10 protein-coding genes are annotated in these 10940 nt (G+C 44.1%); 1 reads left to right on the top strand and 9 read right to left on the bottom strand.

The window, feature by feature from the left end; all coding sequences use genetic code 11:
- The 8 genes from AABK37_RS37075 to trpC all read right to left on the bottom strand — a co-directional run.
- The coding region (locus AABK37_RS37075) for a hypothetical protein (protein WP_432556446.1) at positions 1-576 on the bottom strand (576 nt) is incomplete at its 3' end.
- A 413-nt stretch (positions 577-989) separates the two neighbouring features.
- Positions 990-1724, bottom strand: a complete 735-nt coding sequence (locus tag AABK37_RS37080) for a hypothetical protein (protein WP_432556447.1) — start codon at positions 1722-1724, stop codon at positions 990-992.
- A 468-nt stretch (positions 1725-2192) separates the two neighbouring features.
- The gene (aroF, locus tag AABK37_RS37085) at positions 2193-3257 is read right to left on the bottom strand and encodes a 3-deoxy-7-phosphoheptulonate synthase (RefSeq protein WP_432556448.1); all 1065 of its coding nucleotides are present in this window, start codon (positions 3255-3257) and stop codon (positions 2193-2195) included.
- 37 nt (positions 3258-3294) lie between these two features.
- Complete coding sequence (gene trpD, locus AABK37_RS37090) at positions 3295-4482, bottom strand: anthranilate phosphoribosyltransferase (RefSeq protein WP_432556449.1); 1188 nt, start codon at positions 4480-4482, stop codon at positions 3295-3297.
- A 247-nt stretch (positions 4483-4729) separates the two neighbouring features.
- Entirely contained in the window at positions 4730-5965 is a 1236-nt protein-coding gene (trpB, locus tag AABK37_RS37095) for a tryptophan synthase subunit beta (RefSeq protein WP_432556455.1), read from the bottom strand.
- 12 nt (positions 5966-5977) lie between these two features.
- Positions 5978-6187, bottom strand: a complete 210-nt coding sequence (locus tag AABK37_RS37100; RefSeq protein ID WP_432556450.1) for a hypothetical protein — start codon at positions 6185-6187, stop codon at positions 5978-5980.
- Complete coding sequence (gene trpA, locus AABK37_RS37105) at positions 6124-6951, bottom strand: tryptophan synthase subunit alpha (RefSeq protein WP_432556451.1); 828 nt, start codon at positions 6949-6951, stop codon at positions 6124-6126. The genes AABK37_RS37100 and trpA overlap by 64 nt, the downstream gene beginning before the upstream one ends.
- Positions 6952-7085: 134 nt before the next feature.
- A complete protein-coding gene (trpC, locus tag AABK37_RS37110) occupies positions 7086-7907 on the bottom strand; it encodes an indole-3-glycerol phosphate synthase TrpC (protein WP_432556452.1) in 822 nt (273 codons plus the stop codon).
- Between the two features lie 38 nt (positions 7908-7945).
- Between trpC and AABK37_RS37115 the strand changes: the two genes are divergently transcribed.
- Positions 7946-8086, top strand: a complete 141-nt coding sequence (locus tag AABK37_RS37115; protein ID WP_432556453.1) for a histidine kinase — start codon at positions 7946-7948, stop codon at positions 8084-8086.
- On the opposite strand, the gene AABK37_RS37120 is transcribed toward AABK37_RS37115, so the two are convergent.
- Positions 8083-10284, bottom strand: coding sequence for an anthranilate synthase (locus AABK37_RS37120; RefSeq protein WP_432556454.1), 2202 nt, complete (start codon positions 10282-10284; stop codon positions 8083-8085). The genes AABK37_RS37115 and AABK37_RS37120 overlap by 4 nt on opposite strands.
- Positions 10285-10940 lie beyond the last annotated feature (656 nt).

Consider the following 10940-nt stretch of genomic DNA (forward strand, 5'->3'; position numbering starts at 1 on the left):
TGCAAACGGATTCTCACCACTTACAACCAGATTTTCACCACCTGCAACCGGATTTTCACCACTTACAAACGGGTTTTCACCGCTGGCATTCAATACCAAACCTGGTGCTGAAGGCTGATTGCCATCACCAAAAGGGTTGTTTCCATTAGCAAAGGGATTGCTATCACTCAAACCATTGCCAGCATCACTCAAGGGCAATCTGTTACGCAGTTTGACAATAACCGAGTCAAGCAATTGGTCAACACTAGCCGCGAACGCTGAAGAAACACTCTCTGGTGTGGTTTCATTATTGATTATCCATTGACCATTACCAACAACTACGTTGCCAACAATAGCAAAAGGGTTGCTTTTAATAACTGTTGTGGAATTGCTGCTACTACCACCAATATTTTGGAAGCTTGAGTTACTGCTGTCTTCAATTTCAGACAGACTGCTACTACCAAAAAAAGAGGTACTCAAGCTGCCAGTCAAGAGATTGTCATTAACAGCTAAGGGATTGCTAATACCAGTTGACAAGCTATCACCTGTCACTGATTGATTAAGCTCATTAATGGAATTGCCAGTGTAAGTTGCCATAAATAATTCTCCTCACTCAGGTTTTAATAGAAGCAAATTTTGCATATCAAAGATAAGTTGAAGGAAGATATGAGCGGGAAACCGCTCACTACAAAGAAGGAGAGTATTTTACTGTTGTTTGGAAATATAAATTTGTCTACACAAGATGTTTGATGACAGTTTCATTACTGTCATCATCTTTTAGTCGTAACGAGCTTAACAATCTAGGTCTTTACTTTTAAGTTGCGGCATAATTTAAAAAACACAAGAATAGTTGCTACTTAGTACTGCTTTGCCTAAAATTGTCGCGAATTGAAGGTTTAAATAAAAAGGCAGAGGAACCCAGATTGCTACAATGTCTAACTTCAATTCGCGCTTTAACTTGTGCAATGACCGTACTAAGCGAATAGATTGCCACTATCGAATGACGCTATTCAACCTTCACTAAAGCTGCTATCAGATGGGATGCCAAACTCACTTAATGTCTCATCTGATGGGATGCCAAACTCACTTAATATCTCATCAAATGGGATGCCAAATGGGTTGCTGCCTCCAGGTGCAAACGGATCGCTCAGATTGCCACCTTCAAGACCGGTACCGATGCCGCCACCTTCGATGGGGATAGCACCACCTACACCTACATTAATACCATTTTCACTGAGCTTCGAGTTAACCAGGTTATCAATCATAACCCTCATCTCAAACGCGGTTATGTTTGTGTCACCATCAGCGAATGACGGAATATTGCTACCACTAAAACTTGTGGTGCCATCATCCGCAGACTGAGCGGAAATGCCACCGTTTACAAACGGATTAGTGCTATTGCTGCCATTGGTGCTGCTACCAACTAGATTCTCAATGTTCGTCCTTAAATTAGCAAAGGGCGATCCCCCCTGATTGTCACCACCAAACAGTACTTGGGCACCTAATGGATTGTTAGCAAACGGGTTTTCGCCTCCACTACCGACACCATTAAATATGGTGTTTAAATCAGTAACTCCACTTAAACGACCGAAGGGTGATTGCCTAAGATCCGATGAACTGCTGCTACCTTGATATGAGATGCCATCATCAAAAGTATTGGAATTGCTACCAATGATATTGCCACCCGTTGAGCTACCACCATCAAGGGGATTGCTGGTCAAAGAGTTAACATTAGAATCTGCCATTAGATATAATCCTTCTGGTTTGAGGACAAAAATTTTGCTTAATCAAGGAACTTAAAAAATGCAAAATTAACTTGACTTAGTGAGTTGTTTGTGATTTGTTACCCAATCTAGTTAAAAGCTATTATTGTATTTAGCTTTATGAGTTTAATTACATGTGTACTGACCAAAAGCAACTTGTAATTAATGCCACTTTTACAAAATATGTTAAAAAAATTGACTGAGATTTACAATGAAAAATATTTTGATAACGTTGTCTAATTTTTAGATTATTTTATTATTTATAAATAAAAGAGTTATTGGTTTTTCCAAAAAATAACAATAACTATTTGATGATTTTTCGCAATTATGAGTAAAGATAAATCAACTAATAAATAATTTTTGAAAAAGATAAAACATGAAATTGGGTGCGTTACGAATTGCGCCAACGCACCCAACTATCTACAATTCTTTCAATTCAAAATCGAAGAATTAAATAGAACCTACCAAGGCACGCTCAGACCAGCGTCCAACTACTTTGCCAATTACTGCCATTTCTTGAGCCAAGATGTCAAATTTATCGGGAGTGAGGGATTGAGGTCCATCAGATAGGGCTTTCGCTGGATTTGGGTGAACTTCAATCATTAATGCATCTGTATCGGCGGCGATCGCTGCTTTTGCCATTGGTGTAACGTACTCAGACCTACCTGTACCGTGACTGGGGTCAATCATGATTGGTAGATGGGTAAGCGATCGCAATACTGGAAGCACCGACAAATCTAAGGTATTGCGAGCATATTTACCATCAAAGGTTCTAATTCCCCGCTCACAAAGAATTACATTCGGATTTCCTCCAGCTAGGATATATTCTGCTGCCATCAACCACTCATCAATTGTGGCGGACATTCCACGCTTCAACAATACTGGCTTATCTTGAGCGCCTACTTTTTTCAACAACGAGAAGTTGTGCATATTCCGCGCTCCCACTTGGATCACGTCAGCTACTCTTGCCACTGCTGCTAAGTCGGCAGTATCCATCACTTCTGTGATGATGCCTAAACCTGTAGCTTCACGGGCAGCTGCTAACAAGCCCAAAGCACTTTCACCATGTCCTTGGAATGCGTAAGGTGAGGTACGAGGTTTGTACGCTCCACCACGGATGAACTTGGCTCCTGCTGCTTTCACCCGCTTTGCTGTCTCCACAATCATCTGTTCATTCTCAACTGAACACGGTCCGGCTACCACGACAATCGGATGATTTTCACCGAAGTAGACATTACCATTAGGTGTCGGTACAATAACTTCGCTAGCTTCTCCATATCGGAATTCGCGACTCACCCGTTTGAACGGTTGCTGTACTCGCAATACTTCCTCAATCCAAGGGCTATACCCCTTGATTTGCAACGGATTGATGCTAGGAGTATCGCCAATCATCGCTAAAACAACTTTGTGCTTGCCGATGCTTTTTTCTACTTTGACTCCCCATGTTTCACTGATTTCTTGACTGATTCGAGTAATTTCTTCTTGAGGTGTACCGTTTTTTAGGATGACAATCATTTCTTTTTCTCCGATTAGTTCACTAAGTTGCTAACAGTTAATCGCGTAAAAATTCAGCCAGTTGTTGTAATTTAGTCCAAGCAGCACCGCTTTGCAGTACTTCTTTGGCAAGAGCGATGCCTTGAACACAATTTTCCAGAATATCTGTGGAGTTGCTATCAAATACTTCGCCAACTTGTAGGGCTAGAGCGGTATTTAAAGCAACTACATTTTGCTGCGCTTGAGTGCCTTTCCCTTGCAAAACAGCTTTTAAGATTTCTGCATTCTCTTGGACATCTCCACCGCACAAGGCTTCAGTAGGAGCATGACTTAAACCCAATTCTAGCGGATTGAGTGTGATGCAGCGAACTTTTTGCTCTTGAAGTACAGCTAGGTAAGTGATGTCTGCCAAACCTGCTTCATCTAACTTTTCTCTGCCGTGGAGAGCGATCGCTCGACGACATCCGAGTTGCGATAATGCTTGAGCGATCGTTTCTAACAAAAGTGGGTCACTCACACCAATAATTTGCCCTGTCGGTCGCATTGGATTCACCAAAGGTCCAAGCAAATTAAAGATAGTCCGCACTTTCAAAGTTTTTCGCAAAGCGGCAACTGCTTTCAATGCTGGATGCCATCCTGGGGCAAACAAAAAGGTCATCCCAACTGCATCAACTGCGGACTCCACTTTCTTGGGACTGGCATTAAGATTTATACCCAAAGCTTCCAACACATCAGCAGAACCGGTTTTGCTGGATGCTGAACGATTGCCATGTTTGGCAACTTTTACCCCAGCAGCAGCAGCTACAAAAGCGACAGCAGTTGATATGTTGAAAGTTGAAGCTCCATCTCCACCAGTTCCGCAGGTGTCGATGAGGGGGAGAGGGGGAGAGGGGGGGATGGGGAGAGGGGGGGATGGGGAGAAAGAATTGTCCCCTTGTCTCCTTGTCTCCTTGTCTCCTTGTCCTCCTTGTCTTCCTTGTCCCCTTTGTCCCCCTATTGACTGGGATTGCAAGACACCAGCCATACCAACCAATTCTTCTGTGGATACGCCTTTTGCCTGAATTGCGGCTAAAATCGCTCCGGTTAGGACGGGGGGAACAGCATCTGTCAGCCAACCTTGCATCAAGTCCGCAGATTGAGAAACTGTGAGCGATCGCTTGTCGAGTAATTGTTTTAATAAATCAGACCAATTTTGGTCGGGAGTGACGGGAATGTTGTTAGATGGAGCTTGGGTTGTGGCTATCATATTGGTTGTTGGTTGATGGTTGGAGCGTTGATGGTTGGAGCGTGGATAGTAGATAGTTGATGGTTGATGGTTGTTGGGCAATGGGCCCTATCGCAATGGGCATTGGGCATTGGGCTTTTCCTCTTTCCCCTTTCTCCTTTTCCCTTTTCCCCTCTTCAAATCCCCACTATCAACTAAGCACTAACCACTAACCACTAACCACTAACTAATAACCACTAACCACTAACCAATAACTCTTAACTCCTAACTACTCGACACTGAGCGCTTTCGCGACTGTTTGCACGTCTTTGTCACCACGACCTGAACAGTTGATGATGATTCGGGGATTACCATCAAGCTCTTGAGAAAGGGTTTCAAGATAGGCGATCGCATGAGCGGTTTCTAAAGCAGGAATAATTCCTTCTAGCTGCGAAAGTCTCTGCAATGCTTCTAAAGCTTGCTTATCAGTCACGCTGTAATATTCGGCGCGACCAATTTCTTTTAGATAACTATGCTCAGGACCCACACCGGGATAATCTAACCCTGCACTAATCGAATGTGCCTCGATTACCTGACCATCGTCATCTTGCAGTAGATAGCTCATCGCACCATGCAATACACCTACTCGTCCTTTTGTCAAGGTGGCTGCATGTTTTTCTGTATCGACACCTTCACCTGCCGCTTCAACTCCAATCAGGCGGATAGATGCTTCATTTACAAACTCGTGGAACAAGCCGATCGCATTAGAACCACCACCAACACAAGCCAAAAGAATATCTGGCAAACCGCCCCATTTCTCTTGACATTGAGCGCGAGTTTCTGTACCAATTACGGCATGAAAGTCACGCACTAACATCGGGTAGGGATGAGGACCAGCAACGGAACCCAAGATATAGTGGGTGGTCTCGACATTCGTCACCCAATCGCGAATCGCTTCTGAGGTAGCATCTTTCAAAGTACCCGTACCAGCTTCGACCGGACGTACTTCCGCACCCATCAAACGCATCCGAAATACGTTCAGGGCTTGGCGTTGCATATCCTGAACACCCATGTAAACCACGCATTCAAAACCAAAACGCGCACACACGGTTGCCGTAGCGACTCCATGCTGACCTGCACCGGTTTCGGCGATAATCCGCTTTTTACCCATGCGCTTTGCCAATAACACCTGCGCTAAAGCGTTATTAATTTTGTGAGCGCCTGTATGATTTAAATCTTCACGCTTTAAATAAATTTGCGGTCCAGTGCCGTCAGGTCGAGCGTAATGCTTGGTCAGGCGTTCGGCGAAATATAACGGGCTAGGTCTTCCCACGTAGTCTTTGAGTAAACCTTGCAACTCTTCTTGAAAGCTGGCATCGTGGCGATATTGCTCGTATGCGGTTTCTAACTCGCTTAATGCGGGCATTAAGGTTTCTGGGACGTACTTACCGCCGAACTTACCAAATCTGCCTAACGAGTCTGGTCGCGCTGTCTCAGGTGAAATGATAGTGTTGATATCTTGAATGCTTACCACTGGTTAAAATCCTTTATTGGGGAATGGGGAATGGGGAGTGGGAGAGTGGGGGAGTGGGGAGTGGGGAGTGGGGGAGTGGGGAGTGGGGAGTGGGGAGTGGGGAGTGGGGAGTGGGGAGTGGGGAATGGGGAGTGGGGAATGGGTATAATTTAAACCGAACCTACTTTTTGCAGGGATGCGGTGGGGGTAATCGCTGCTTTGAGTTCTTGACAAAGTTTTTCTACAGCTTGCAGTCCTTCGCTGGGACTACCAGTTGCTAATTTTTTGACGAAGGCGCTACCGACAATTACGGCATCTGCGCCCCATTCCATAACTTGATGTGCTTGTTCGGGTGCGGAAATACCAAAGCCAACGCCAATCGGTTTATCGGTGACGCTTCGCAATTCTGTAATCAAATCCTTGACGCGGAGTTGGATTTGAGAGCGCATTCCGGTAACGCCTGTTACACTGACGAGGTAGATAAATCCTTGAGATTGACGAGCGATCGCCACAATTCTATCTTGAGAACTGGTAGGCGCTACAAGCAATATTACCTCAATTCCGAAACTAGCAGCAGTTTGAATTAATTCTTCTGCTTCTTCTAAAGGTAAATCTGGCACGACCAAACCGCGTACCCCTACATTAGCAATTTCCGCTAAAAATGACTTAATACCCCGGTACAAAATCGGATTGTAATAAGTAAATAAAATTATCGGCGCTTTCAAGCTGGGAATCACAGCTTGCAACATTTCTAACACTTGTTCTAATTTTGTTCCTCGTTGCAAAGCGCGAGTTGCTGCTGCTTGAATCACCGGACCATCTGCCAAAGGATCGGAGTAAGGAACACCCAATTCTATAAAGTCTGCACCATTGCGATCTAAGATGCGTAAAGCTTCGGCGGTAGTTTCTAAGTTAGGATCGCCAGCTGTAATAAACGGAATAAAAGCACACTGTTGGCGATTTCTTAAAGTTTGAAAGTGATGAGAAATAGAAGTCATACGGAAAATGGGTAATGGGGAATGGGGAACGCGGTAATGGAAAACGCGGAAATGGGGAAAACAACGCTCCAACGCTCCAACTATCAATTATCAACTATCAACTACCAACTATCAACTATCAACTAACAACTAACTTATTCCTTCGGAAACAAATTACGTGTAGCTTGTTCTACATCGCTTTGTTTCACTAAAGATTCTCCCACCAAAACTGCACGCACACCAGCTTCAGCCACTAAGGATAAATCAGCGGGTGTAAATAATCCCGATTCGCTGACGACGGTAATATCCAAGGAAAGCAATTCTTGCTGCCGTTGCGCTAAAAGTTGCTGTGTAGTTGCTAAATCAACCGTAAAATTTTCTAAATTGCGGTTGTTAATTCCTACCAAGCGTATACCCTCAAGCTTGAGTACGCGATTCAGTTCGGCTAAGGTGTGAACTTCTACCAGCGCAGTCATTTCCAATTGGTGAATTAGTCGCGAAAAGTCTTGGAGTCCTTCATCTGTGAGGATGGCTGCAATTAATAATACAGCATCTGCGCCCGCCGCTCTTGCTGTATAAATTTGGTAGGGGTGAATGATGAATTCTTTGCAGAGTAGCGGCAATTCTACCTCTGGACGGATGCGACGCAGATTGTCGAAACTGCCTTGAAAGAATTTTTCATCTGTGAGGACAGAGATACAAGCTGCACCACCGCTTTCGTAAGATTTGGCGATCGCGATCGGGTCAAAGTCTGCTCGAATAATACCACGACTTGGTGATGCTTTTTTTACCTCGGCTATTAAGCTAGGTCTATAAGGACTTTGCTGTAAAGCGCCGAGGAAATCTCGCACCTTTGGTGCATCATTTAACTGATTTTGCACAGTTGCCAAAGGCATTTCTTGCTGCATTTGGACAACTTCTTGCCTTTTTTGCAAGACAATTTCTTTGAGAATGTGACGGGGAGGGGCTTGGGTCATGGGGAGGGGGAGAGTTTTTGAGAGGGGGGGAGTGGGGGATGGGGAGCAGGGGGAGCAGGGGAGCAGGGGGAGCAGGGGGGGCAGGGGGAGAGGAATTTTACCCAATGCCCAATGCCCAATGCCCAATGCCCCATGCCCAATGCCCAATGCCCCATGCCCCATGCCCCATGCCCATTTAACTAATAACTACCGACTCTTTCGTTTGCGTGTATTTACGTACAACGTTTTTGATGATGGCTAAACCGATTTCGCCGTTCAAAGTCATGATTGACTCTGGGTGAAACTGAACCGCAGCGATCGCAAGTGTTTGATGTTCAATTCCCATAATTACGTTGTCTTCGGAAATTGCTGTCACTTTCAGTTCTGCCGGCATTTGTAATGGTAGAGCAAATAGTGAATGATATCTACCCACGGCGAAGGATTCCGGCAAGTCTTTAAACATCACCGAATCTGTATCGGTGATGAAAACCCGCGAGGATTTACCATGTTGGGGATAGTTGAGAACTCCTAATTCTCCACCAAAAGCTTCTACAATGCCTTGCAGCCCCAGACAAACTCCAAAAATGGGAATTTTGCGGCGGACGCAAGCGGCGACCATTTCCGGAACTTTAAATTCGCTTGGTCTGCCGGGACCTGGAGAGAAAACAACTAAGTCAGGACGTATTGTATCAAAAAGCGATTCATCAAAGCCATGACGTAGTGTGGTGACGCTTGCGCCGGTTTGCCGGATGTAATTAGCTAGTGTGTGAACAAATGAATCTTCGTGGTCAATTAGTAAGATGTGCTTACCGGGTTCAGCATCGGGAATGCATTTACTCAAGTTTTTATTGCTGCATTCCTCGATTTTCTCGTCTATTTGTTTGGCGCGGCGAATTGTTTCAAATAAAACAGCACCTTTGGTAATTGTTTCTTGTTCTTCGGCTTGTGGTATCGAGTCGTAAAGAACTGTTGCACCAACTCGTACTTCAGCGATTGAATCTTTTAAGCGAATTGTTCGCAAAATCAAACCGGTATTCAAATCACCATTAAAGCTGAGATAGCCAACTGCACCACCATACCAACGTCTAGCGCTACGTTCATGCTGTTCGATAAATTGCATGGCAGCGCGTTTGGGTGCGCCGGTTACTGTAACTGCCCATGTATGGGAAAGAAATGCATCTAAGGCGTCAAATTCTTCTCGTAATGTGCCTTCAACGTGATCGACTGTATGAATCAGGTGGCTGTACAATTCAATTTGCCGACGCCCAATTACTCTGACTGAACCGGGTTCACAAATTCGTGATTTGTCATTGCGATCTACGTCGGTACACATTGTCAACTCAGACTCATCTTTGTGGGAGTTGAGTAACAAAAGAATTTGATCGGCATCGTCAATGGCATCTTGTCCCCGGCTAATAGTACCACTAATCGGGCAGGTTTCTACGCGCCTACCTTCAACGCGGACAAACATTTCTGGGGATGCACCGATGAGATATTCTCCACCTAAATTGAAAATGAATCCGTAAGGACTGGGATTGATTTTCTTTAAGGTTTCAAATAGTTTGCTGGGTGATTGTTCGCAAGATTCAAAAAAGTTTTGACTGGGAACTACTTCAAATAAATCGCCTCGACGGAAGTAATCGAGTGCTACTTCAACTTGCTTGGCATATTCGCCTCTTTTATGGTCAGCAGCTTGTGCGGGTTGAAGACGTTTGCCGCGATAATCTATCGATTCACCTGTGCGAGGAAGATAATTTGTGCTGCCATGCGCTGTTTCAAATTCATATTGAAGACGAAATGCGCTTTGTAGATAGTAGTCAACTACGACTAATTCATCAGGCAGATATAATACTAAATCACGCTGGTCTTCAGGACGATCTAAACACTGGGGAATCGGCTCAAATTGAAAAACTAAGTCGTAACCAAATGCACCATAAAGTCCTAAATGTTCGTCTTCTTTACTTGAGAAGGTATGCAGAATTTCTCGGACAACTGTAAATGCTGAAGGTTGTTTACTGCGCTCTTCTTCCGCAAATAATTGTTGTGTTTTCTTGACAGTCCCAGTAATATTATCTTTATCTGAAATTACTTCTTGAAGTTGCTTCGATTGCGATAAACGCTCAAAGACTAATGGTAAGAGAATTTTGCCGCGATCGCTTAATGCTTTTAATGTAAAACTATTCTCTCTTGTAGTTAGTTCCAAGGGGGGATTGACAAATCCAATCGCCCATCTTTTGTATCTACCTGGATATTCGTAGCTGCTAGTCAGCAAGCCTCCACGCTGAGAATTTAGATAAAATAAAATGTCTTCTAGTGCTGTGTCTATATTGACTTCTGTCATAAAGCGAGAGACACGCACACCGCCAAGTGTTGTATAAGAGTGCGAATCAACAATCATGGGCAATTCCTCTAGAATATTTATTAGTCATTTGTCTTTGGGAACTTGGGACAAATGACAATGGTAATGAAAATGTAATTTAACTTGTCGCCGAGTCTTTTGTAATTACTGAAGTTTTGCTACTTCTTCTTAGTAAAGCCTACTCAATATTAAGGAATTGATATATGAAGGATTTTTCGTTACAAATATCAATTCTTTCGCTTTTTTACTACTTTATTAATATAATTACTGAGGAGTAATTTTAAATATATTACCTCTTCCTCTGGTTAGAAAATCAGTGAAACTAGGGTGAAAAATATTCGTGAAAATACTGCGTTTAGGGGTAGGCAAATGCACCTAAATCTAGAATATATACTTGACAAAAAGTTTTATTTACGCATATGAGCGAGAAATGGAATACTCTTAGTACAGCGATCGCGTCAAAACGAGCGCGTTTTTAAACGCAGAGGAACACAGAGTAAGCGCAGAGGTGAATCAGTCGGCGGAGTCGGTTTCCGTCCCGTCGAACTGATGAACCCGAAGGGGACGCAGAGTATGTGCGGAATTTAATTCGTTACAGAAAGCCGGCGGGAAAGCCCACTCCGTGGCTGGGGTGGGATGAACCGTCGCCCGCCGACTTGGGGCCCTATCGCATTGGGCATTGGCATTCTTTCCCA

Origin of the sequence: Tolypothrix sp. VBCCA 56010, from assembly GCF_050875635.1 — a bacterium.
Classification (GTDB): Bacteria; Cyanobacteriota; Cyanobacteriia; order Cyanobacteriales; family Nostocaceae; genus Hassallia.

Coding starts and splice junctions, on each gene's coding strand:
- AABK37_RS37080 (WP_432556447.1), bottom strand. CDS start 1,724: ATGGCAGATTCTAATGTTAACTCTTTGACCAGCAATCCCCTTGATGGT.
- aroF (WP_432556448.1), bottom strand. CDS start 3,257: ATGATTGTCATCCTAAAAAACGGTACACCTCAAGAAGAAATTACTCGA.
- trpD (WP_432556449.1), bottom strand. CDS start 4,482: ATGATAGCCACAACCCAAGCTCCATCTAACAACATTCCCGTCACTCCC.
- trpA (WP_432556451.1), bottom strand. CDS start 6,951: ATGACTTCTATTTCTCATCACTTTCAAACTTTAAGAAATCGCCAACAG.
- trpC (WP_432556452.1), bottom strand. CDS start 7,907: ATGACCCAAGCCCCTCCCCGTCACATTCTCAAAGAAATTGTCTTGCAA.
- AABK37_RS37115 (WP_432556453.1), top strand. CDS start 7,946: ATGGGGAGCAGGGGGAGCAGGGGAGCAGGGGGAGCAGGGGGGGCAGGG.
- AABK37_RS37120 (WP_432556454.1), bottom strand. CDS start 10,284: ATGATTGTTGATTCGCACTCTTATACAACACTTGGCGGTGTGCGTGTC.